The 20,848-nt window shown below is 66.4% G+C and carries 21 protein-coding genes and 1 pseudogene; 4 read left to right on the top strand and 18 right to left on the bottom strand.

Going from position 1 to position 20,848, the window contains the following annotated elements; genetic code table 11:
* The first annotated feature begins 11 nt into the window (after nucleotides 1-11).
* The gene (locus DI041_RS01340) at nucleotides 12-458 is read left to right on the top strand and encodes an REP-associated tyrosine transposase (protein WP_046986172.1); all 447 of its coding nucleotides are present in this window, start codon (nucleotides 12-14) and stop codon (nucleotides 456-458) included.
* Between the two features lie 64 nt (nucleotides 459-522).
* On the opposite strand, the gene DI041_RS01335 is transcribed toward DI041_RS01340, so the two are convergent.
* From DI041_RS01335 to DI041_RS01310, 6 genes are all read right to left on the bottom strand, one after another.
* The gene (locus DI041_RS01335) at nucleotides 523-1,983 is read right to left on the bottom strand and encodes an esterase-like activity of phytase family protein (RefSeq protein ID WP_136637870.1); all 1,461 of its coding nucleotides are present in this window, start codon (nucleotides 1,981-1,983) and stop codon (nucleotides 523-525) included.
* A gap of 21 nt (nucleotides 1,984-2,004) precedes the next feature.
* Nucleotides 2,005-4,323, bottom strand: a complete 2,319-nt coding sequence (locus tag DI041_RS01330; protein WP_136637871.1) for a TonB-dependent receptor — start codon at nucleotides 4,321-4,323, stop codon at nucleotides 2,005-2,007.
* Nucleotides 4,324-4,653: 330 nt separating this feature from the next.
* A complete protein-coding gene (locus tag DI041_RS01325) occupies nucleotides 4,654-5,091 on the bottom strand; it encodes a DUF2894 domain-containing protein (protein ID WP_136637872.1) in 438 nt (145 codons plus the stop codon).
* A complete protein-coding gene (locus tag DI041_RS01320) occupies nucleotides 5,021-5,659 on the bottom strand; it encodes an OmpA family protein (protein ID WP_136637873.1) in 639 nt (212 codons plus the stop codon). The genes DI041_RS01325 and DI041_RS01320 overlap by 71 nt, the downstream gene beginning before the upstream one ends.
* Nucleotides 5,656-7,920, bottom strand: a complete 2,265-nt coding sequence (locus DI041_RS01315; protein ID WP_136637874.1) for a DUF802 domain-containing protein — start codon at nucleotides 7,918-7,920, stop codon at nucleotides 5,656-5,658. The genes DI041_RS01320 and DI041_RS01315 overlap by 4 nt, the downstream gene beginning before the upstream one ends.
* A 10-nt stretch (nucleotides 7,921-7,930) precedes the next feature.
* On the bottom strand, nucleotides 7,931-8,584 hold the full coding sequence (locus tag DI041_RS01310) for a DUF3348 family protein (protein WP_136637875.1): 654 nt from the start codon (nucleotides 8,582-8,584) through the stop codon (nucleotides 7,931-7,933).
* Between the two features lie 145 nt (nucleotides 8,585-8,729).
* On the opposite strand from DI041_RS01310, the gene DI041_RS01305 reads away from it, so the two are divergent.
* Nucleotides 8,730-9,650, top strand: coding sequence for a M14 family metallopeptidase (locus tag DI041_RS01305; RefSeq protein ID WP_136637876.1), 921 nt, complete (start codon nucleotides 8,730-8,732; stop codon nucleotides 9,648-9,650).
* Between the two features lie 40 nt (nucleotides 9,651-9,690).
* On the opposite strand, the gene DI041_RS01300 is transcribed toward DI041_RS01305, so the two are convergent.
* From DI041_RS01300 to DI041_RS01245, 10 genes are all read right to left on the bottom strand, one after another.
* Nucleotides 9,691-10,083, bottom strand: coding sequence for a diacylglycerol kinase (locus DI041_RS01300; protein ID WP_046986180.1), 393 nt, complete (start codon nucleotides 10,081-10,083; stop codon nucleotides 9,691-9,693).
* Between the two features lie 82 nt (nucleotides 10,084-10,165).
* Complete coding sequence (locus DI041_RS01295) at nucleotides 10,166-10,792, bottom strand: hypothetical protein (RefSeq protein WP_136637877.1); 627 nt, start codon at nucleotides 10,790-10,792, stop codon at nucleotides 10,166-10,168.
* A 50-nt stretch (nucleotides 10,793-10,842) separates the two neighbouring features.
* Nucleotides 10,843-11,373, bottom strand: coding sequence for a Cif family virulence factor (locus tag DI041_RS01290; protein ID WP_136637878.1), 531 nt, complete (start codon nucleotides 11,371-11,373; stop codon nucleotides 10,843-10,845).
* Nucleotides 11,374-11,408: 35 nt separating this feature from the next.
* Complete coding sequence (locus tag DI041_RS01285) at nucleotides 11,409-11,777, bottom strand: YbbD-related protein (protein WP_248298387.1); 369 nt, start codon at nucleotides 11,775-11,777, stop codon at nucleotides 11,409-11,411.
* A 70-nt stretch (nucleotides 11,778-11,847) separates the two neighbouring features.
* Nucleotides 11,848-12,042, bottom strand: a complete 195-nt coding sequence (locus DI041_RS01280; RefSeq protein WP_136637880.1) for a hypothetical protein — start codon at nucleotides 12,040-12,042, stop codon at nucleotides 11,848-11,850.
* 862 nt (nucleotides 12,043-12,904) lie between these two features.
* Nucleotides 12,905-13,252 carry an RcnB family protein gene (locus tag DI041_RS01265; RefSeq protein ID WP_136637881.1) on the bottom strand — a complete coding sequence of 116 codons (348 nt, stop codon included), beginning with the start codon at nucleotides 13,250-13,252 and terminating at the stop codon, nucleotides 12,905-12,907.
* Between the two features lie 133 nt (nucleotides 13,253-13,385).
* Nucleotides 13,386-14,822 (bottom strand): efflux transporter outer membrane subunit, encoded by a 1,437-nt coding sequence (locus tag DI041_RS01260; RefSeq protein WP_136637882.1) that lies wholly within the window; start codon nucleotides 14,820-14,822, stop codon nucleotides 13,386-13,388.
* A complete protein-coding gene (locus DI041_RS01255) occupies nucleotides 14,819-15,703 on the bottom strand; it encodes an HlyD family secretion protein (protein ID WP_136637883.1) in 885 nt (294 codons plus the stop codon). Before DI041_RS01255 ends, DI041_RS01260 begins: the two co-directional genes overlap by 4 nt.
* Nucleotide 15,704: 1 nt before the next feature.
* Nucleotides 15,705-15,914: a DUF1656 domain-containing protein gene (locus DI041_RS01250; protein ID WP_136637884.1), complete on the bottom strand. Its 210-nt coding sequence runs from the start codon at nucleotides 15,912-15,914 to the stop codon at nucleotides 15,705-15,707.
* Between the two features lie 4 nt (nucleotides 15,915-15,918).
* Entirely contained in the window at nucleotides 15,919-17,880 is a 1,962-nt protein-coding gene (locus DI041_RS01245) for an FUSC family protein (protein WP_248298544.1), read from the bottom strand.
* Between the two features lie 79 nt (nucleotides 17,881-17,959).
* On the opposite strand from DI041_RS01245, the gene DI041_RS01240 reads away from it, so the two are divergent.
* Nucleotides 17,960-18,754, top strand: coding sequence for an AraC family transcriptional regulator (locus DI041_RS01240; protein ID WP_136638054.1), 795 nt, complete (start codon nucleotides 17,960-17,962; stop codon nucleotides 18,752-18,754).
* Between the two features lie 35 nt (nucleotides 18,755-18,789).
* Here DI041_RS01240 and DI041_RS01235 read toward each other — a convergent pair.
* Nucleotides 18,790-19,175, bottom strand: a pseudogene (locus tag DI041_RS01235) (alpha/beta fold hydrolase); the annotation flags it as partial.
* 88 nt (nucleotides 19,176-19,263) lie between these two features.
* Here DI041_RS01235 and DI041_RS01230 point away from each other — a divergent pair.
* The gene (locus DI041_RS01230; protein ID WP_136637886.1) at nucleotides 19,264-20,274 is read left to right on the top strand and encodes an alpha/beta hydrolase family protein; all 1,011 of its coding nucleotides are present in this window, start codon (nucleotides 19,264-19,266) and stop codon (nucleotides 20,272-20,274) included.
* A 94-nt stretch (nucleotides 20,275-20,368) separates the two neighbouring features.
* On the opposite strand, the gene DI041_RS01225 is transcribed toward DI041_RS01230, so the two are convergent.
* A complete protein-coding gene (locus DI041_RS01225; protein WP_136637887.1) occupies nucleotides 20,369-20,743 on the bottom strand; it encodes a hypothetical protein in 375 nt (124 codons plus the stop codon).
* Between the last annotated feature and the right edge of the window lie 105 nt (nucleotides 20,744-20,848).

Raw genomic sequence — 20,848 nt, 5'->3', positions numbered from 1 at the left:
CACGATGAGGCATGAGCAGCCACCGCCTCCGCCTGGGCCGGCGTTCCATTGTCGGTCAGGTCTACGTTCTGACAACGACCACACATCAGCGCCGCCGGCTCTTTGAAAGCGAAGCTGCAGTGGCATGTGTAATCGACCCGTTTCATTACATCGAGCGGCGGGGGCTGGTGCAGTCACTCGCATGGGTCGTCATGCCGGATCACGTCCACTGGATGTTCGAGCTGCGTGCAGCTCACCTTCCAGACATTGCGCGCCGAATGAAGTCGTCGAGCGCGCTTGCCCTGAATCGCCTGGCGGGTCGTCGAAGTACGGTGTGGCAGCCTGGCTACTTCGACCACGCCGTGAGGGCTGAGGAGTCGCTGGCGCGGCCAGCCCTATACATCCAGGGGAACCCGGTACGCGCCGGTATTGCCGAGCAGATTGGCGAGTATCTGCATGCGTGGTCGGTCTGGGCGTGATGCCGGCCAGCGGCCGGCACTACCAGGCTTTCGAGCGAGACGGTTGCGGCACTACCCGTTGCGGTCAGGGAAGGGTCAGTCGGTACACCAGCACGCGGTTGTCGTTGTCGTACGGGCTATCGCAGGGCTGGCCCTGCATGCGGCAGTGACGGGCGATGAAGTCGTTGTCATTGCCGATCAACAACAGCACGTCGTTCGGATGCTGCGGGTCCAGCGCCGGCAGCACGTCCATGGCTTCCCACTTTTCCGAGAGCAGCCCGGCATGTGGGCCGCGCATCGTGTCCAGATCCAGCCCGGCACGCGCGAGCTGCGGGCGGTCGAGCAGGTTCAGCAGTTCGTCGCTGCGTGCGGGCACGATGCCTGCCTTCAACGTGGTACCGGTGGGATCAGCCAGTACCGAGGTCGTGCCGGTTTCGTAGGTGCTGCCGGCCAGATTGCTGGCATCGGCCACATCCACGAGCAACACCGACTTGTAGACGATCGGGTCGTCGACGTCCTTGCCCAGGCCATTGCCATCCCGGGCCAGCAGCAGGAAGCGATGGTCGTCCAGCACGCGGAGCTCGCTCTGCGCGGCGGTGCGGTCCAGTTTGCCCTTGCCGTCGTGCGCGTAGGCGGGCAGGGCCATCACGTAATGGCCGATAGGTTGCTGTGGCGTCGGCGAGGCCGTCACGTCGTAGACCAGTACGCGGGTGTTGATACGGCCCGCCGCGTTGCCCTGCGCGCTGTCCTGCAGTGTGGCGCTCTGCAGGGCGACGAACAGGCGGGTGCCGTCGGGTGACAGGCCCATGCCTTCCACGCCTTGGTTGTTGCGGCGGCCGGTCTGCGGTGGCGCCAGCGAGCCGAACGCCGGCTTGCCCTCGCGCTGCGGCCTGATCGCAGGGGGCGCCACGATCACGCCCTGCAGCTGACCCTGCGCATCGAAGTAATAGACGTTGGCGGTGTACTCGTCGCCGATGTAGAAATGGCCATCGGCGGTGAACTGCAGCGACTCCGCATCCAGCGAAACCTTGCCGGCGCCCGCGCCGCTGGCCGGCGAGGGCAGCACCACATCGCGTTGGGTGATCGTGTGCTCACCCGGGTCGGCACCGGTGAACGGCTGCCCGTTGAAGTCCTTCAGCACCACGCCCTTGTCCGGGACCATCGACAGCGTACCGAGCGCACCGGGCTTGCCTCGCGTAACGTCGATGCGCAGCTGCATGCGCTCCACGCGTCCAGTGTAGTCGTAGAACAGGCCGGCCTCGGGATCGTTGCGGCCGCGGTCGGGCAGTGTCCACAGCACGCCTTCGTAGCCGCTGGCGGTGCGCTTCCAGGTGCCAGGCTGTACCGCCAGCGACGAGAACGAGCCCAGCGTGTCGCCGAGGAAGTCCACCGTGCCTGCCGGCAGCCGCCCGGCGGCGACCAGGCCTTTATCCACGTAAGTACGACCGCCCAACTGCAGGGTGCGTGGCGGTGCGCCAGCGGCCTCGTGTGGAGCGGAGTATCCGCCGGCGGAGAGGGTGGCCAGCAGCAGGGCGGTCGCGAGCATCGGTGGACTCCGGGTGGTCGATCAGAAGCGAAGGTCGATCGTACCGAACACCTGGCGCGGTGCCGAAGCATGGAACACGTACAGCTTGCCGGCCGGGTCGCTCGGCGCGAATACGCTCGAATCCAGGTTGCTGGCGTAGCGCTTGTTGGTCAGGTTGGTCACGTTGAACGACAGGCGCATGCCCTTGGCGAAGCCAATCTGGCCGAAGTCGTAGCCGCCGGCCAGGTCGAACACGGTGAAGCCGCCGAAGCCCTGGTCGTTGGTGTAGGTGTAGAAGCGTTCGCCGGTGTACTTGCCGCGCAGGCTGGCGAACCAGCCGTTGTCACGCCAGGTGATCTCGGTGGCCAGCAGCTGCTTGGGTGTATCGGTCTGGATCTTGCCCTTGATCTGCTGCTCGACACCGGCCTGCACGTAGTTGGAGGCGTAGGTCGAACGGTTCAGCGAGGCCGAGGTGTACCAGCTGAAGTGCTCGTTCGGGGTCCACAGCACGGTCAGCTCGGCACCGCGGCTGTCGACGCCGCCGACGTTGTAGAAGCGGTTGCCGCAGGTCGGGCCGACCGGCTGCCGCGAATCGCAGGGATTGTACTGCAGCAGGCGGTTGTCGAAGCGCACGCTGTAGGCTGCGATCGAGGCCTGCAGGGTATCGGTGACGAAGCGGTAGCCGGCTTCCAGCGAGCGCGACTCTTCCGGCTTCAGGTTGCCCTGGGCGTTCCAGGTGGCCTGGCTGACCGCCTGCGGGCCCAGCTTGAAGCCGCCCTGGAACATGGCGATGTTTTCGGCGTAGCTGGCAAAGATCTCGTGATGCTCGGCCAGGCGGAAGTTGGCGCCGATGCTGGGCAGGAAATTCCTGCTGGCCTTCAACGAGCCGGTGGCGAACTGGTTGTTGGAGGTCGGCGAGATCGGCGTCTTCGCATCGCCCGGCAGCGCCTGTGCATCGGAGGTGGCGTGCGGGCTCTTGGCGCCGAACTCCAGGGTCAGGCGGTCATCAAGCAGGCGCCAGGTGTCCTTCAGGAAGAACTGGTGGGTCTTCCAGCGCGTGCGCTGGGCGAACACGCCGACATCGGAGGGCAGGGTGTTCATGCCACTCAGGTCACGCGGGCCGTCCACGGCGGTCTGGTAGCGTTCGGCGCTGCTGGTGTTGCGTTCGTACCAGACGCCGCCTTCGATGCGATGTGCACCCAGCTCCCAGTCGAACGACAGCGTGCCGCCATCGCGGTCGATGGTGTAGATGGTGTTGCGGAAGATGATCGGAATCTCCTGCGCCGTACCCTTGTTCGACCAGGCGCCGCTGTTCCAGTTGTGGCCTTCGCCGCGGTCATCGTGGTGGTAGGCCAGGGCACGCAGGCTGAAGCCATCGGCCAGGAAGAAGTCGCCGGCCAGGTAGTAGAGGTTGTCATCGCGCAGGATCTGCCCGGCAGTGAATGCACCATCGGCGTCCTTGTCCGGGCCGCTGTTGTCGCACTTCTTCGCGTTGAGGCTGGCGGTATTGCAGTAGGCCTTGGCCACCGCCTTGTTCCAGTCCGGCGCATAGCCACCCCAGTCCCAACCAAGGCCGCGCGACATCTCGTCCTTGGACAGGTAGAAGTAGTCCGCCTGGGTGGTGCGCGAGGTATCGACGAAACCGGTGATCTGGCCGCGGCCGAAGTTCCACACGCCCTTGGCATTGAACTGCTTGGTGGTGGACGTGTCGTAGGCGGTCTGGTCGTTCCACAGATCAGAGACGGCGTTCATGCCGGAAACGTAGCCGGAGAAGCCGTTGTACTCGCCGCTGTCGACGCGCACGAAAGTGCGGCGGTTGGCATCGCTGCCGAAGGTCTGCACCACGCGGCCCCCCAGCTCCTGGGCTGGGCGGTCGGAGGTGTAGGAAATGGTGCCGCCGAGGTTGCTGGTGGACGGCGTGCCGAGGCTGCCGATGCCCACCGCCAGTTCGGCGCCGGCCATGTTCTCGCTGATCAGCGCACGGTTGATGGTCAGGCCGTTGTAGTTGTTGTACGCACCGTCGCCCAGCGGCACGCCGTCCAGTGTGTAGCCGAGGCGAGTGGAGTTGAAGCCGCGCAGGCCCAGGGTCATCGACTGTTCGTTGGTGCCCAGCGCATCGGCCGACTGCGCGTTGACGCCCGGCAGCAGGTTCAGGGTCTTCTGCAGGCTGGTGCCCGGCGGCAGGATGTCGAGGTTCTCGCGGGTGATGCGCTGCACCTGGCGCGCTTCACCGCTGCCGATCACCGAAACCGCATCGAGGTTGGTGGCGGAGGGCGTGCTGGAGGTCGGGGCAGCATCCTGCGCCCAGGCCGCGGGAGCGAGCGCCAGGGACAGCGCAGCGGCCAACAAAGTCTTCGTCATGTTACGGACACTCAGGCAGGCACGAGCCACCGCATGGGCGCGGAGCTCATGGAGTTCGAAAGGAGGGACAGCTGATGCGACCGCGGGCGCTGCGGATGCCGTGGGTCAACGTGAAAATGGTGCGCTAGACAGATGACTGTCTGGTGACACCGCTATGCGCGTGGCATGCCGATGCATGCATTGGTAGATGCCAACCTTGGTTGGCATGCGCGGCGTCGAACAGACGCTGCGCTGCTCTGTCGCAGGAGCGCCAACCAAGGTTGGCATCTACCGGGGCAGGTCAGGTTTGTCGGGTCAGGAGCGCCGAATGAGGTCGGCGTCAATGTGCGATCAACCCGTGTTGCGCGGCTTGCGCGTGCGCTTTGGCTTTGCAGTATCACCGCCGCTGGCGGCGCCATCCTGCAGCGCCTGCAGCCAGGACAGGGTGTCCACGTAGTCGATGAAGTGGCGCAGGTAACCGGGGCTGGTCGACTGCATCGTGTCCAGCATGCGTTGCACCAGCACCGCCGAGTTCAACGGGCCGCCATCGGCCGGGGCCTCGGTGCGCAGCGAACGGCGTACCTGCAGTTCGCTGCGCAGCTCCGACCACTCGCGCTGCACCTGCTGCAGCATCGGCACCTGCGGGTAATGCGGCAGCGAACGCGATTCCGCATCGAGATCGCGCACCAGCGCGCGCAGCGCATCCAATGCTGGCGGCTTACTTGGCATCCGCGGCCTTGGGCTTGGGAATCGGTGCGATTTCCACGCGGCGGTTGCGCGCGCGGCCATCTTCGCTGGCATTGGAGCTGACCGGTTGCTCGCTGCCGAAGGCAGCGGCGAATACGGCGTCGGCCGGTACGCCGTCGGCGATCAGGGTGCGGGTCACGGTCAGCGACCGCTGCGCCGACAGCTCCCAGTTGTCGGCGAAGCGGCGGTTGCCTTCCCGCACCGGTGCGTCATCGGTGAAACCGCTGACCATCAGGATCTCTTCGCGCGTGCCGAGATAGGCCGCCAGCGGCGCGGCCAGGCTGCGCAGCAGTTCCTGGCCTTCCGGCTGCAGCTGGTCGGAGTTCAGCGCGAACAGCACGCTGCCGCTGATGCCGATGCGGCCATCGACCAGGGTCACGCGACCGGCGGCCAACGGGCCGGCCAGCGCCTGTTCCAGGGTCTGCAGGCGCTTGGCTTCGGCCTGGCGCTGCTTCACTTCCTGGTCCAGCCGCTGCGACAGCTCCAGCTGCACCGCGACCACACCGACCAGGATCAGCACGAACGCGCCCAGCAGCACCGACATCAGGTCGCCAAAGGCGGCCCAGATCGGGCCGTGTGAGCCGCCGTCGACCTCCAGCTCGTCGCTCATGCGCTGCCGGCCTTGCCGCGGCGCGCGGCCAGCTGCTGCAGTTCTTCCATCACCTGCTTCTGTGACAGCAGGCTGAGGTCGACCACCTCGCGCGCCTGCGCTACGTAGTAGGCCAGCTGCTCATCGCTGCGGGCCAGCGAGGCATCCAGTGCGCCGCCGATCTGTTCCAGGCGGCCGGACAGCTCGGTGGAGGCGCGGCCGAACTGCGCGACCGCTTCGCCGAAGGTGCCGGCCAACTGGCCAACGTCGCCCGCGCTGCCGCTGAGTGCTGCGGCAATGCCATCCAGCTTGCCGGTCTCGGCGGCGATACGGTCGGTGAAACGGTTGCCGACGCGTTCCAGCAGCTCGGCCGAACCGCCGACCAGCGCGTCCACCGCGGTGCGCTGCTCGTGCGAGGCGTGATTGATCGCATCCAGCAGGGTCTGCACGGTGGCCAGCAGGCGGCCGCGCTCTTCCAGCATCGCGTTGTCGCGCACCAGGCTCTCGGAGAGCGTGCTGCGCAGCTCGGTGATGACGTCGGCAGCAGCCTTCGGCGCAGCGGCCGCAGTCTGCAGCAGGGTGGACACTTCGGCCAGCGTGGCGCTGGCCTGGGCACGGCCGTTCTCGCCAATCTGCTGCGCGGTCTGTGCCAGCGTGTCGCAGACCTGCTGCTGCTGGGCGGCCAGGCGTTCGCCGTTGGCCTGCAGGCGTTCGGCCAGCTCCGTGGAAACGTGCTGCAGGGCATCGCTCCAGCGCTGCAGGCGCTGTTCGTCGCCGGCCTGTAGCTGGGTCTGCAGCGCGGCGTGGGCCTGCTGCAGTTCGGCGCTGACCGCGTCCCAGCGCGCCTGGCGCTGCTGCTCGCGGCTGTCCAGGCTGGCCTGCAGTTCGGCGTGCGCGGTCGCAGCGGCGGCCTGCGCGGCCTGCCACTGCTGCGAGCGCTGCTCTTCATGATCCTGCAGCAGCGACTGGCTGGCGCTGTGGTGCTGTTCAAGTGCCTGCAGCAGCGCCTGCGCACGCGCGTCCAGATGCTCGCTGGCGGCCAGCAACGCCTGCTGCTGGCGTTCGACCAGCGCAGTATTCAATGCCTGCTGCTGTTCGGCGGCGGCGCGCCAGGCCTCGGCATTGCCGTTGGCATCGGCCTGCAGGCGCTCGCCGATGCGCGTGACCAGTGCTTCGGCCTGCGTGCCTTGGCCGTCGCTGAAGGCCTGCAGGTGCTGGCGAAGATCGCTCACCAGTGCCTGTTGTACCTGGGTCTGCTCGCTCACTACCTTGGCCCAGCTGGCTTCCGTCGCCACGCGGCTGCGTTCGAAACCGACGCTCAGTCCGGACAACTGCTGCTGCACGGCCTGTTCGACACGGGCGTGCAGCGCTTCACCATGGTGCGCCAGGCCAGCCAGCGTGGTCTCGGCCATCGGCTGCAGCGCACCACCAATCGCGGCGGCACTGGCTTCGGCACCTTCGCGCAGCGACTGCTGCAGCGAGATGGCCAGGCGTTCCTGCAGCGCTTGGCTCTGGGTCAGGAACTCGGCCTGGCCGGCCAGCAGGCGCTCATTGGCGGCCGAACTATGCTGTTCAAAGGTGCTGGTCATCGCCTGCAGGCGGTCGACCAGCGCAGGCAGCGCGGCGGACTGTGCCTGCAGCAGGCGCAACGATTCGGCGCGCTGCCAGGCCTGCGAGTACGGGTGCAGGTCGCCGGCAATGGCGCGATCCAGCTGCTGTACGGCCTGCAGGCGGTCACGGCGCAGCAGCGCGGCCAGAAGGCCGAGCATGGCCGAGCTGGCCACACCAGCGATAGAGGTGCCGAATGCCACCGCCAGTCCCTGCACCGGCGACGCCAGCGAGCCGCGGATGGCGGCCATGTCGGTTGCGCTCTGCAGGGCCAGGCCGGTGCCACGCAGCGTGTCCATCATGCCCAGCAGAGTGCCGAGCATGCCCAGCAGCACCAGCAGGCCAACCAGGTACGGGGTCAGCACCGGCGCGGGCAGGGCGGTGCGCTCGCCTTCCACGCGCAGGCGCACGGCGTTGCGCAGGCCCATCGGCACGCGCTCCAGCCAGGGGGCAAGGCTTTCCTTCGCGCTGGACAGGTCACTCAGTGCGCTGCGCAGGCCGTTGCTGGCCTGGCGGTAGCGGTACAGCTCCACGCCACCGGCGATGTAGCAGGCCGCGATGATTGCCGCCACCGCTGCACCCAGCGGATGCACCGAAACGTAGCCAATGCCGATCCAGCACACGGCCAGCAGGCCGACAAGGAAAACAACGACATGGAAAGCAGTTCTGGACATGGTGTTCCGGTCAGTGGGAGCGCAGGGCGTCTTGCAGCCCTTCGATCGGGTGGAAGCGCAGCTGCAGCTCGGCAAGCAGCAGGGTGCGCATGTCATGGCGGAAGGCCGCGCGCCAGCCGGGCTGGCCGTGCACGCGTTCAAAACGGGCGCCGAGCACCGCCGGCGCGGTGGCCAGCAGGCTGTGCTCGCGCGGGGTGAGGGTCTGTTCCATCACCGCATCGACCTCGGCCAGCCGCGCCAGCTCAGGCGAAACCTGCACGAGTTGGTCGCGCAGGCGCCCACGCAGGCCCCCGGTGGCGGTCTGGATTGCCTGCTGCAGCACCCGGTAGCGCTGGCGCAGCGAGGCAAAGTTGGGCGCAGCGGCAGCTTCGGCCAGGTCCAGCAGACGCTCGGCCTCGGCATCCTCACTGATCGAGGTCAGCAGGCTGGCGTGGGCCTGGGCGCAGTCGGCCAGTACATCCTCGACTGCTTCGGCGGCCTCGCCGGGCTCGGGCAGGCGTCCGCCCAGCGCTCCGGACAGGGCCACGGCACGGCTCCAGTCCACCCACTGGCCGAGGCGATCGGTCAGGGCGGGACTGCTGGCCGGCATCGCGCCGTCGCTGAGACGGGCGAGCAGGCGGAGGAATTCCGGTCCACCCAGGACCGGCTGCGCTGCTTTCGCCATCAAGGGGTGAGGGGCCAAAAACCGTTGATTTTACAGCCAGATGACCCGGCCTGGATGAAGGCGGGGCGGGGGGAGGGGACCCGCAGGCGCGACAAGGCTTAGAATGACCGGCTGCACCCATTCCGTTCGACCCTTGGAGTACCCAATGACTGTTGCGCAGTTCTACCCGATCGGCACCCCCGGACAGCCCTGGGGCGACGCGGAACGCGCACAGTGGCGGGCCCGCCAGCAGCGTCAGCGCAGCTACCACGACGACGTGGTGGCCGCCCTTGAGCGCCTGGACGACAGCTTCGACGTGATCCAGTACGGCCAACTCGACTACGCCCCGGACCATTACCCGCTGTTCGCCGTGGTCAACCACAACTGGAATCCGGCGCTGCCGACCGCGCTGATCACCGGCGGCGTGCATGGCTACGAGACCAGCGGCGTGCATGGCGCCCTGCAGTTCCTGGAGCAGCAGGCCGAGCGTTACCTGGGCCGGCTGAACCTGATCGTGGCGCCGTGCGTCAGCCCGTGGGGCTACGAGCGCATCCAGCGCTGGAACCCGGATGCCATCGACCCGAACCGCAGCTTCCGTGACGGCGGCCAGATCGAGGAAGCCGCCGCGCTGATGCGCTGGGTGGCCGAGCGCAAGCCGAACCTGCTGGTGCACCTGGACCTGCACGAGACCACCGACAGCGACCTGCACGAGTTCGATCCGGCGCGCTGTGCCCGCGACGGCAAGCCGTTCGAGCGCGACACCATTCCGGATGGCTTCTATGTGATCGGCAACAGCGAAGATCCGCAGGCCGAGTTCCAGAAGGCGCTGATCGCTGCCGTCGCCCCGGTTACCCACATCGCCCCGGCCGACGCCGAAGGCAACCTGGTTGGCCTGCCGCTGCAGTCGCCGGGCGTGGTCTGGGGCGAATCGCGCTCGATCGGCGCCTGCGCCGGTTTCACCGATGCACGCTTTGCCACCACCACCGAGGTCTACCCGGACAGCCCGCGCACCAACCCGCAGGAATGCAACGACGCCCAGGTGGCGGCGGTGTGCGCGGGTCTGGATTTCGCCCTGGCGGCGCAGTAACGCATCAGCGCAGGGTCATACCCGGCGGGTTGGGCGGGGGCTAGCCCAGCAGGATCACGCCCCACACCGTGCCGACCATCAGCAGCGCGGTGGTCTGGGCGGCGCTGCCCATGTCCTTGGCGTTCTTGGAAAGCGGGTGGTGCTCCAGCGAGATGCGGTCGACCACCGCTTCGATGGCCGAGTTGAGCAGTTCCACCAGCAGGCTGATGAAGCAGACGGCCAGCACCACGGCCCGTTCGATCGTGCTGATGTCCAGCACGAAGGCCGCTGTCATCAGTAGTGCGTGCAGCAGCAATAGCTGCCGGAAGGCCGCTTCGCCACGGAAGGTAGCGATGAAGCCGTCGCGCGAATGGAGCAGCGTGTGGAAGATGCGGCGCAGGCCGGTCTTGCCATGCGGATATTTGCCGCTGTTCTTGGGGGGAGGTGGCTGCATGCCGGTCCTGCCATGAAGTGATCTCTTGGCAGCATGTGCAGGCGCGCGTCGGGAAAGCGTCGGACGCCCGTTGGATTTTCCTTCAACCGCCCTGGCGCTGCGCCTGGATGGCCTGATCAAGCGCATCCAGATCGTCGGTCGGCGAGGCCAGCCATGCCGGGTACGCCTCGGTCTCGACGAAGGCGGAGGATCGCAGCACGTCATCGAATGCCGGATTGTCCTTCTCCGCATGGCGCAGCAGGCCGGACATCAGCCCGCAGATGCGGACGGCCGCCTGGTAGGCACCCTGCAGCGATCCGGCCGGCTCGGTGACCGTGTTGAGGAAGGCCGCATAGGCCGGCCCATCGAAGACGAAGTCCTCGCGCAGCTGGAAGGCATCGCCGTTGAGGTTGGCTTCGCCGGAGACGTGCCGTGAGAATCCCCAGGACCAGATGTCGAGGAAACGCAGGTCATCCAGCATCCGGCGCGCATCGTCATTCAGCGCGACCGCGCCGGACAGAGCGTGCTCCAGCGTGGCCGCTGCGAACGGTTCGGTGCCCTCGTGGGCCAGGAAATCGGTCAGGCAGCGCAGGGCGCCGGAATGGTCTGGATCCAGCTGCAACGCCCGGTAGATCACGCGGGCGCCTTCCACATGGCGGCCTTGGGCGATGAAGATGTTGAGCGCGTGGTGGGCGAGCTGGTCGGCGTTGAGGTCGGCAATCCGGGTCATCGGGGTCTGGCTGGCGTGGACGGACGGTGTGCACAAGTCTGCCAGATCACTCATTCGGCCGGGCTGCGTGAATCGCGCATCGAGTAGATCACCGAGAAGATCTTCCAACCCCGCTCGGTGCGGACCAGCTGCCACATTTCCTTGCCCCAGTTCGTCTTCACACCATCGTCGTGGAAACTGTAGTCAAACGACACCGAGGCCACATCACCATCGGTCTCGATCTTCGTGTTGGAGAATTTCTCCTCCGTCGGTTTCGGCGAGGCAACGGCCCCGTCGATCAGCGCGATGAAGTTGTTGGCGGGAATCTGCCGTGCCTTGATCGCATCGGGTCTGGTCTTGCGGATGTCCTGCAGGCGCACGTCCTCGGAAACGACCTGCCAGCCGATGTCTTCCGCCTTGTCCGAGAAGAACAGGCCCATGTAGGTCGGCTTGTCCTTGTTGATCAGCGAGGTGCGGAATGATTCGACCACCTGCTCGATCGCCTTGACGTCTGCACGGGCGTTCTGCGCGGCGTAGACCGGCAGCCACGCCGGGAGCAGAAGGGCGAGGGCGGCGAATCGTGCACGTGCGTTGGGCATCATAGGATCCTGAGGAAGAGTGAGGTGGCGCTGGCGCATCACCGCGCGTAGGTTCGCCAGAAAAGCACGCGGTCTCCGGTCCTGTTCATGGCGACGAAGACCGATTTTCCGGATTCGGGCGTGCAGCGAAAGACGTGGTACGACGCGCTGAGCGTCGCGTCGCCAGGCCACCAGTATCGATTGAACGCAACAGGATCACTGTTGTCGAATGGGGTCGCCTGGCAATCCGCAGGCAGCTGCAGCGGCAACGCAGGGGGCTTGGTGAAGGCCAGCGCGCTGGTGTTGGAGTCGAGGTCGTGCACCTCGCGCAGGTCGGTCGCCTCGTGGGGCACCCAGCCGGGAATCCACCCCTTGTTCACCATGTCGGAGTCAAGCGCCTCCTGTAGGGTCTCGAACGAACTTTCCATCACTAGGCCGCAGGCGCATAGCGCGCTACAGAATGTCACGACAATGGCGCGCCTGGCCATTCCACCGGGGCTAGTCATCGTCGTCCTCCTCTGCGGAAAGCAGCCTACCCAGTTCTTCCGGCGGCAAGCGCTTGAGCCGCGCTTCCAGTTTCCGATCGTACGGCCGGTCATTGGGTTCGGTATGGCGCTGCGCCTTGCGCGCGTACTGCTGCATGAACAGACCGATCTCCTGCGCGATCCTGTCCTTCCGGCTCTTGCCTGCCATCGACGGGCGTCCCTGTGTTCATCCTGAATCATCGGTCGGCGCACGCTAGCACGGATGCCGGGCGCCACAACAGGCCGGTTTGACGTTGAAGAGTATCTGCGCGGATGACGCGCGGGCGCGCGGCGCGGGAGGGGATCTGCCAATGAGGACGCCGATTTGGGGGCTTGCCGGCCTGTCCGTGGCGTACGTTGCCGGTTGCTCGGCGATCTCAGTGTGGCATTCCCGCGCGCTTGCCTCGGTCCCGGTCGAGGCGAGCAGGGTCGAGGTACTCCGGGCGCTGGGGCAACCTGACGTGGTGGAGCACGCCGGTGTTCCCTTTGCCCGCTATGCCAGCAGTGGATGTAGTGGCCGCTGTGCGCAGCGATGGTGGTATGAGAACCGGTTGGGCCTGGATACCGAAGCCTGGTCGGTGGAGATGGAATGCTTCCGATTACGTACTCGTAAAGTCGCGCGTGACATCACCGTAGAAGACCGCAGCAAGCGCATGCGTATCCATCGTCTCTTCATCGCAAGCCTGGCCCTGATGGCGTGGTGTACGTTGATGGGCGTGCTGGTGCTCATCTACGGCTTCAACGAGCAGGGCCTGCGCTGCGGCAGGCTGTGCTCACTGGAGGTTTCCATCAGCCAGATCTTTGGTGTTCGGGGATTCGAAATACTGGTGGTGATGGGGCTCTTTGCCAGAGCGCTGATGTGCGGGAGCGCTAATGTGCGGGTATGTCGCACTGCGGGAGGGCATGCATGCCGGGCGGCCGCGGAGGCAGGCGGGGCGCCGTGGACGCAAACACCGCCGACTGGGGCGACCCCGGTCGTAAGGTGTCTGCATCGAGGTAAATCGCTCCGTGTGGGGACGCTGCAGGTCGCTTCAGCGATGCAGGGCGTCGACGATCAGCCCGGTGGCGATCTCCACCAACAAGTACTCGTTGTCGGACTGGCGCACCCAGCGCCGGTCGCGGCCCGGCTCACGCAGGTGATAACGCGCATAGTCGTCCACCCAGTAACGGCGATCCACTTCGGCCCAAGGCAGGCGCTCACCACGTCGCCAGGCTTTGTTCTGCCAGCCCGGCGGCGGCGCATCACGGTTGTGTGGGCCGCCTGCATGCGGTGGCGGGCCGTTGCCGCGCGCGTGGTGCGGCGGATCGGCGAAGGCGGGAGCCGCGGCGAGTGCAGCGGCCGTGCTCACGGCAATGGCAAGCAGACGTATGGATGTCATCGGGATGCCTCCGTCATGGCCGCGTTATGCGGCGCTGTGAGCGCGAATGTACGGCAGGCCGTGTGAATGAATACGGGCGTGGGCATGGCTTTCATGAACAGATCGCGTTGCGGCTGCTGCTGCGAAGACGACCTCAGCGGACCGCGCCATTGGCCGCGTCGCCCGCAGCCCAGCCACCACCCAAGGACAGGAAAAGATCCATCTGGCGGTCAATGCGCTGCGCGCGCGAGGCGGCCAACGCGGACTCCGCATCTGCCAGCGCGGCCTGGGCCGAAAGCACATCGAGAAAATCGATCCTGCCGAAACGGTAGAGTTGCTGTGCCTGCCCGGCGGCCCGCGCTGCGTCCCCACGCGCCTGCGCCAGGCTGCGCTCGCGGTCGAGCTCCTGCGCGCAGGCAGAAAGCGCGGTCTCGGTCTGGCGCAGTGCCTGCAGCACGATGCCGTCAAAGGATGCGAGAGCGGTATCTGCATTGGCACCGGCCGCTGCGATGCGGGCCTTGGCTACGCGGCGGTTGGGCCAGTGCCATGACAGCACGGGACCGATGCTCGCACCGAAGCCGTCGGCCGACAGCAGATGCGCCGGCGCGCCAGCCACGCCCGAAGAAGCGCCCAGGATGATCTGCGGATAGAGGCTCGCGGTCTCGGCGCCGATCATTGCAGTTGCGGCGGCCAGGCTGCGTTCGGCTGCGCGTATGTCAGGGCGCCGCTGGAGCAGCTGCCAGCCGTCACCGACCGGCAGCGCCTGCTCCAGCTCAGGGGGCCGAGGGCAAGCTTCGGCCTCCTTGGGATAGTCCGCCGGGAGCCTGCCCATCAGTGTGGCCAGTTCGAACAGTGCGGCCTGGCGTTCCGCCAGCAGGTGCGGTACCCCCGCCGCGCTGCGGTTGACGGCGGCACCGGCACGGCTGACATCGAAGCCCGTTCCGCGCCCGCCTGCAGCCAGGCGACGGGTTGCCTCCAGCGTGGCGTGCTGTATCGCCAGCACCCGCTGGGTTGCAGTGAGCGTGTGATTGCTGGTGCACACCTGGAGATAGGCACGGGTGACGGCAGCAGCGACGACCACGCGGACCTGGTCCCGTGCCGCAGCGACGGCCTCCGCGTCCGCGTTGGCGGCTTCGATGCCGCGGCGGATGCCGCCTGCAAGATCCAGCGGGAAGGAGAGGTTAACGCCCAGCGCATAGGACTGCGGTGCGGCCGACGCCTGGGTGTAACCACCGGCATGGGTGAGCGTGCCCGATGCATCCACTTCGGCCTGCACGGAACCGCGCGCACTGTACTCCAGCACGGTTGCGCTGGCGCGCCGAAGGTTGGCATCGGCGGCGCGGAGGTCGGTATTGGCCGCCAGTGCTTCGCGTACGTAGGCGTCAAGCCGGGGGTCACCATACAGTTGCCACCATCGATCCGGTGGCGCGTCGTGGCTGAACGATGCCTCCTGCGCCGAGATAAACGTCCGCGACGCCCGGGGGGAGGCAGCGACCGCACTCGCAGGCAGGTGATAGTCGGGGCCGGACACGCAGGCCGTCATCGGCAGCAGCAGGGCAAGCAGCCCACCACGTACTGTTCGCAAACTCACTTGCAGGCTCCCTGTGCCGAGGGCGTGATGGTCACGTTCGCAGTGCGGCCGACGATCAGACGCGTATCCGACGGAGCATCATCGATACGGATGCGTACCGGGATGCGCTGTGCCAGTCTCACCCAGGTGTAGGTCGGCGCCACGGCCGGCAGCAGGTTGTGCGTGTTCGAGCGCTGATCGTCGGCAATACCAGCGGCGATGGTGTCCACGTGTCCGCGGACGTCGTGGTCGTCGCCCATCAGGCGGGCCACGGCGGCATCGCCTTCGGTGATGCAGCCCAGTTTGGTTTCCTCGAAGTAGCCCTCGATACGCAGGCTGCGGGTGTCGATCAGCGCCAGCGCCTGCGCACCGGGTTGCAGGTAGTCGCCCGCGTGCAGGTCGAGGTTGGTGATGATGCCATCGGTGGTCGCGCGCACCTCGGTGCGTTGCACGTTGAGCTGGGCAACGCGCTGTTCGGCCCGTGCCTGCGCCAGGGCGGCCAGCTCGGTATCGACCTTGGCGGCATTGCGTTCGCGGATTTCCGACGCGACCAGGTTGCCAAGTGCGTTGTCCCGCGACGATTCGCGGCGGGCCAGCGCCAGCGTGGCGCGTGCGCTGCTGACCGCTGCGTCGGCCTTCTCAAGCGTGGCAGCGAAGCGCGGTTGATCCAGCACCAGCAGCAGTTGACCTGCGCTGACCTGCTGGTTGTCGTGCACCAGTACCTGGGTGACCAGTCCACCTATGTCCGACGCAACGCGCACCACATCGGCGCTTACCCGTCCATCCCGTGTCCACGGGCGCGTTTCGTAACGTTTCCAGATGGACAGGGAGGCGACGACGGCGATCGCAAACACAATCAGCGTTGCACTCCAGCGCCCGATGACAGCAAGCGTGTGTTTCATTTCATTTCTCGAACAGGGGCGTGAGCCGGATCATCAGCTCTGCCAGGATCACGAACAGGGACAGGCCCACCAATGGCCGCCAGGCGAACAACCGGTACAGACCGAGGCTGGCGAGCAGGCGTGAGGCCAGCACCGACAACGCCAGCGCGGCGACGGCTACGGCGAGCAGGCCGGGAATGAGCACGCCATCAATGGAAAAATCAGAAAACATGTGGTCAGTGCCGATGGGTAAGCGGGGATGCCAGCAGGTCGCGGCGCAACCCGCAGAGCAGGTGCGACAGATGCCCCTGATCAGCCCCGCTGCTGGCCGCCGCTGCCTCGCGCATGCGGTCCAGCAGTTCCAGAAGATGGATGTCGACACTGCGTGCCGAGTGGGCGCGAACCCTGAAATGTGCAGCGACGCGTTCGATCAGCGCCGCATGAAGCGCCCGGACCTGCGGGTTGTGCAGGCACTTGTCCAGTGCGCGGAGTTGGTTGGATGCACGTGCCGCACGAACGTCCGCAAACAACGCTCGCAGGTCGTGTGCTGCGCTGGAATGGCCCTGCAACCTGGGAGCGAGCAGCCCGACTCGATCCAGCACGCGGCTGAGCCAGGCGCGGGTCACACCGCCTTGTCCGGCGGCGTGTCGTGCGATGTCCCGACGGATCGAATGCTCCAGCCGTGCGCGGTTGCGGCCCGCATCGGCGGTCTGGAACAGCTGCATGCTGCACAGTGCCACCGCCGTACCCACGAACAACGCAACGCTGCTGTTGAGTGCGCCGACGATGTTGACCGTATTGGTCGCGCCCAGGCCTGCGATGAGCGGGAAGGTCAGCACCACGCCCAAGGCGGCCATGATGAAGGGCGGCCGGGCCAGGAACGATCCGCACAGCAGCAGCACCGGCGCCAGCGCGACAATCAGGCCGACAATATCGGACAGCGTGGGGAAGATCAGCAGACCGTAGAGCAGGCCGACGGCAACGCCGATGCACGATCCCACCAGGTAGCGCATGACATGCGGTGCCGGCGCTTCGAGGGTGCCGAACAGAACGCATGCAGTGCCGATGATGGACACCGCCGTGGCGCCGTCAGACCAGCCCGTAATGATCCACAGCACGCAGCTTAGCAGGATGCCCACGAACGCCCCCAGCGCGCTGCGCGCGGCGATCCTGTGGTCCCGGTGAATCATTGCGCCCTGCGCATTCCGCGAAAGACGGTCAGGCACCTGCAGGCGCCAGTCGGGGCGCGCAGTGTGCAGTTGTGCCTGCAGCACGCGGCAGTCGGCGTGGGCAAGGTCGAGTTCGGCCCGTTGCGCGGTGAGGCTGGCCTGCAGCAGATCGCGCCAGCCCGTTGCATCCATTGCGCCGGCCTGCGGTGAACGCAGCCGGGCGACGGAATCTTCCACCGCGCTGGACAGCATCAGTACGTCCAGCATCCGGTCATGCAGGGCGCGCAGGATCTGTACCTGGGCCACGCCGTGGGCGCTGTCGAAGGGCAGGTGGATCGACAGCACATGCAGCTCGAGCAGGTCGGCAGCCACTTTCGAACGGTCCGTTGCCAGCACCGTGTTCGATGCACCGGCGCGCATGTCGCGCGTCCATCGTTCCGCATCATCGAGCACGGCAGCAACCCGCGCGTGCACGCGCATCGAGACCCGGCGCGGCAGCACCAGCCCATGTACCAGCGTTGCGGCCAGGATGCCGATGGAGATTTCCTGCACCCGCGTGATGGCAATGGTGAACACATCTCCCGGCACCATCACCGCAGGAAAACCAATCAGGCTGGTGGTATAGCCGGCCAGCAGGAACGCGTACGCACGTGGCGTGCGGTCGAGCATCGCCAGATACAGGCACAGTGCCATCCAGGTGGCGAGCGCGGCGCTCAGCACCAACGGGGCATTGGCGAAGCGTGGCACCAGCGCGACGGTGGCGATGGCCCCACCCACGGTACCGAGCAGGCGGAACAGACCTCGGCTGAGGGTTGCGCCGGACAGTGGCTGCGACACCAGATAGACCGTGCCGATCACCCAGAACGGGCGGTTCAGGCCGATTCGCAGAGAGACATACAACCCCAGCGACGCGGCGAGCAGGCATTTGAGCGAGAACAGTACCGCCTCCTGGTCGGTCCTGAGGGCAGGGCTCTTCAACCGTGCAAATGCCTGGAGCACGTGGGGGAGGAACGGGGTGGGAGAGTGCATGCGGCTCATGCTAGTGATCGGCCGCCATGGCGAATTTCGCTACAATGACAACCAATCGCTAAAACCGGTCAATGTGAGAATGGCTCGCATTTCGCTCCCTGGCTTTGACCTGGACCCGGACGAGACCGATCGCCCGGCGGTCGCCAGCCGCCTCCAGGTGGCCGAGCACGACGCGGAAATTCCCGTGCATGAGCACCGCAAGGGCCAGCTCATTCTTGCGCTGCATGGGGCGGTGACCTGCGAAGTGGCCAATGCGCTGTGGATCGTGCCGCCCCAGTGTGGCGTCTGGATTCCGGGTGGCATGCCGCACAGCAACCGCGCCACCGCCAACGCGCGCCTGTGCTACCTATTCGTCGAGCCCGGCATCGTCGAACTGCCAGCGCAGTGCGTGACGCTGGCGATCTCCCCGATGCTGCGCGAGATGATCCTGCACCTGGCCGACGCGCCACTGGACTATCCGCATGGCAGTCACGCCGATCGGCTGGCGCGGGTGCTGCTGGACGAACTGGTGCAGATGCCGGCCGAGCACCTCTCGCTACCGGTCAGTAATCACCCGAAGGTGCGGGCGTTGGCTGCGGCGCTGTCGGCTGATCCGGCAGACCGCAGCACCATCAGTCAGTGGTCCATGCGCCTGGCCCTGGGCGAGCGCACGTTGACCCGGCTCATCGAACGGGAAACGGGATTGTCCTTCGGGCGCTGGCGGCAGCAGCTGCATCTGCTCATCGCCATTCGTGAACTCGCCGGCGGTGCACCAGTGCAACGCGTTTCCGAGACGCTGGGCTATGAGTCGGTGACAGCCTTCATCACGATGTTCAAGAAGGCGCTTGGTCTTTCCCCGACACGGTATTTTGCGGTGCGCCTGCGGGGGCAGTAGCCGGAGACAATCCGGAAAGCCATTGCCTGGAACAACTACTTCAGGATGCCGATGACCGATTGAATCGCGGCCACGACCGCAGCAGGGTCCTCGCGCTGGAGGGTGTGTCCGGTCGACAGATAGCGATGCGTACCGCGCGTGAACCCGAGAAGAGCAGGGCGTGCTGTGCCTTTCAGAGTGCTTTGCCCGCTGCGGTTTCTTCGAAGAACAGCGGTTCAGCCGCGAGCTTCGTTGCAGTCAGCAGCACCACCGGCACGTCCGGCATTGAGCGTGGGGTCTCCGCACCGGGCGCATCCAGTTGTTCGGTCAGCACCGCGTAGTCGGCAACCATGGCCGGCGGCAGCATTGCCCGCAGCTGGGCATCGTCTGCCTGCACGCGTGCACTGTCGGCCTGCTTGAACGCGTGGCGCTGTCCCATCGTGGTATGCATGGATACGTTCTGCACTTGTGGCCTGGCAACCCAGTGTGCAATTTGCGGGAATGTTCCATAAGCAGATCAGGGGGAAGACATGCAGTTGATCCTGGCGGTGGCTCTGGCTGTGCTGGCAATGCCGGCTGCTGCGCTGGAGGCGGCAACGCCTGCGCAGTTCGATAGCCATGTGGTACATGACCCGGCCCTGGGTGACATTGGCTGGCACATCGACAACCTCAACCCGGAGGAAAAGGGACCGCTCGTGGTATGGCTGCCAGGCTCAGGTGCCTTCCCGCACTTCCAGCGTTTCAGCGACGGCAGCCAGGGAACCAGTTTTCCCCGCGATCTCTTCGCATTTCGCGACCGCGCGCACTTCCTGCTGGTGGACAAGCCCGGGATCCCGTTCTCTGCTGATATGCGGCTGGACGAGGCAACAGGAAGACCTGTGCAGCTGGATGGGCCCATCTATCGAGCGGGGCTTGCGCGCGACAATCTGATCGCGCGCACGGTGAAGGCCATTGCAGCCGCACGCCGCACGCTGGGGGCCAGGGTCGATCAGGTCGTGATCATGGGCGGATCCGAGGGAGCGCAGTATGTCTTTGCTGTGGCAGGCCAGGCACACGCGGACAAGGCCATGGGATGGGGCGGACTGGCCTTGCCGCAGTACCACGACTTCATCATCGAGCAACGGCTGCGTGCCGAACGGGGCGAGATCACCCGCGCCGAAGCGCAGGCCGCCGTCGAGGAGGTCTTCGCGGCCATCAAGGCTATCCATGCCAATCCGCTCGGCCTGGAGCAACAGTTCATGGGCGAGACCAACCGGCGCTGGTCCGGGTTCGGTGCGCATGCCGTGGTGGACGACATGCTGGCACTGAAGATTCCGCTGCTGTTGGTGCAGGGCGGTGACGATGACAAGGCCCCAATCATCAACACCGATTTTGCGATGGTGGCGTTCCTGTCCCGTGGTCGTAGCAACCTTGACTACTGGGTCTATCCGGAGGCCGACCACGGGATGCGGGTGACTGATCCCGCGCGTCCGGGCAAGCGCATCTCGATCGCACCGGAGATTTGGACACGTGTCTGGGCGTGGGTGACGAAGCAGCCCTGAGCGGGTGATGGTGGCGGCTCCCTCACGGACAGTAGATGAACGGGGGACGAGGCAGCCTGACACTTCTGCCCGTCGACCGGCGCGTCGCACGACGTCACACCTCCACCTGCAACCGCCCCACCGCCTGCGCGCACAACGACTGGCTGGCCAGTACCAACCCCTCCATCACCCGGTCGCCCACGTACTCTTCCGGTTCGCCGTTCTGGCGGGTGCGTTCGGCCGCCAGCAGCATTTCCAGCAGCACCCGCAATCCATTCAACGCACAATCGGCATCGGCCAGGGCCAGGCAGCGCCCGGGCAGCTGGTGACGCTCCGGCCAGGGTTGCCCGTCAGCCGCCGCACCGGAGCCGATACGGTTGAGGTTGGTAATGAAGGTGTTCCTGTCCACTGCGGGCGCAGTCTGCGGCGAACCGTCATCGTGGGCGGTGCTGCGGTAGGCGTGCAGGTGGGGGAAGTCCGATTCGTTCATGGCAAGGCTCCGTGCAGGGCAATCGGTAGCCGCCACCCGAAAGGTGGCGGGCGGTACGTGGTTCGAATCCGGGTTGGCCTCAAGCCGGCGGGCGCGAACGCCCCC

Origin of the sequence: Stenotrophomonas maltophilia, assembly GCF_004920835.1 — a bacterium.
GTDB lineage: Bacteria > Pseudomonadota > Gammaproteobacteria > Xanthomonadales > Xanthomonadaceae > Stenotrophomonas > Stenotrophomonas maltophilia_AQ.
The sequence above is the reverse complement of the archived record's forward strand: the minus strand, read 5'-3'. Positions and strand labels throughout refer to the sequence as shown.

What these genes read in the sequence shown, in the direction of transcription:
- DI041_RS01310 (WP_136637875.1), bottom strand. Translation starts at nt 8,584, where the DNA reads ATGGCGAAAGCAGCGCAGCCGGTCCTGGGTGGACCGGAATTCCTCCGC.
- DI041_RS01290 (WP_136637878.1), bottom strand. Translation starts at nt 11,373, where the DNA reads ATGATGCCCAACGCACGTGCACGATTCGCCGCCCTCGCCCTTCTGCTC.
- DI041_RS01335 (WP_136637870.1), bottom strand. Translation starts at nt 1,983, where the DNA reads ATGCTCGCGACCGCCCTGCTGCTGGCCACCCTCTCCGCCGGCGGATAC.
- DI041_RS01285 (WP_248298387.1), bottom strand. Translation starts at nt 11,777, where the DNA reads ATGGAAAGTTCGTTCGAGACCCTACAGGAGGCGCTTGACTCCGACATG.
- DI041_RS01340 (WP_046986172.1), top strand. Translation starts at nt 12, where the DNA reads ATGAGCAGCCACCGCCTCCGCCTGGGCCGGCGTTCCATTGTCGGTCAG.
- DI041_RS01250 (WP_136637884.1), bottom strand. Translation starts at nt 15,914, where the DNA reads ATGTTTTCTGATTTTTCCATTGATGGCGTGCTCATTCCCGGCCTGCTC.
- DI041_RS01295 (WP_136637877.1), bottom strand. Translation starts at nt 10,792, where the DNA reads ATGACCCGGATTGCCGACCTCAACGCCGACCAGCTCGCCCACCACGCG.
- DI041_RS01280 (WP_136637880.1), bottom strand. Translation starts at nt 12,042, where the DNA reads ATGGCAGGCAAGAGCCGGAAGGACAGGATCGCGCAGGAGATCGGTCTG.
- DI041_RS01320 (WP_136637873.1), bottom strand. Translation starts at nt 5,659, where the DNA reads ATGAGCGACGAGCTGGAGGTCGACGGCGGCTCACACGGCCCGATCTGG.
- DI041_RS01330 (WP_136637871.1), bottom strand. Translation starts at nt 4,323, where the DNA reads ATGACGAAGACTTTGTTGGCCGCTGCGCTGTCCCTGGCGCTCGCTCCC.
- DI041_RS01315 (WP_136637874.1), bottom strand. Translation starts at nt 7,920, where the DNA reads ATGTCCAGAACTGCTTTCCATGTCGTTGTTTTCCTTGTCGGCCTGCTG.
- DI041_RS01325 (WP_136637872.1), bottom strand. Translation starts at nt 5,091, where the DNA reads ATGGCCGCGCGCGCAACCGCCGCGTGGAAATCGCACCGATTCCCAAGC.
- DI041_RS01265 (WP_136637881.1), bottom strand. Translation starts at nt 13,252, where the DNA reads ATGACATCCATACGTCTGCTTGCCATTGCCGTGAGCACGGCCGCTGCA.
- DI041_RS01305 (WP_136637876.1), top strand. Translation starts at nt 8,730, where the DNA reads ATGACTGTTGCGCAGTTCTACCCGATCGGCACCCCCGGACAGCCCTGG.
- DI041_RS01240 (WP_136638054.1), top strand. Translation starts at nt 17,960, where the DNA reads ATGGCTCGCATTTCGCTCCCTGGCTTTGACCTGGACCCGGACGAGACC.
- DI041_RS01225 (WP_136637887.1), bottom strand. Translation starts at nt 20,743, where the DNA reads ATGAACGAATCGGACTTCCCCCACCTGCACGCCTACCGCAGCACCGCC.
- DI041_RS01230 (WP_136637886.1), top strand. Translation starts at nt 19,264, where the DNA reads ATGCAGTTGATCCTGGCGGTGGCTCTGGCTGTGCTGGCAATGCCGGCT.
- DI041_RS01245 (WP_248298544.1), bottom strand. Translation starts at nt 17,880, where the DNA reads ATGCACTCTCCCACCCCGTTCCTCCCCCACGTGCTCCAGGCATTTGCA.
- DI041_RS01255 (WP_136637883.1), bottom strand. Translation starts at nt 15,703, where the DNA reads ATGAAACACACGCTTGCTGTCATCGGGCGCTGGAGTGCAACGCTGATT.
- DI041_RS01300 (WP_046986180.1), bottom strand. Translation starts at nt 10,083, where the DNA reads ATGCAGCCACCTCCCCCCAAGAACAGCGGCAAATATCCGCATGGCAAG.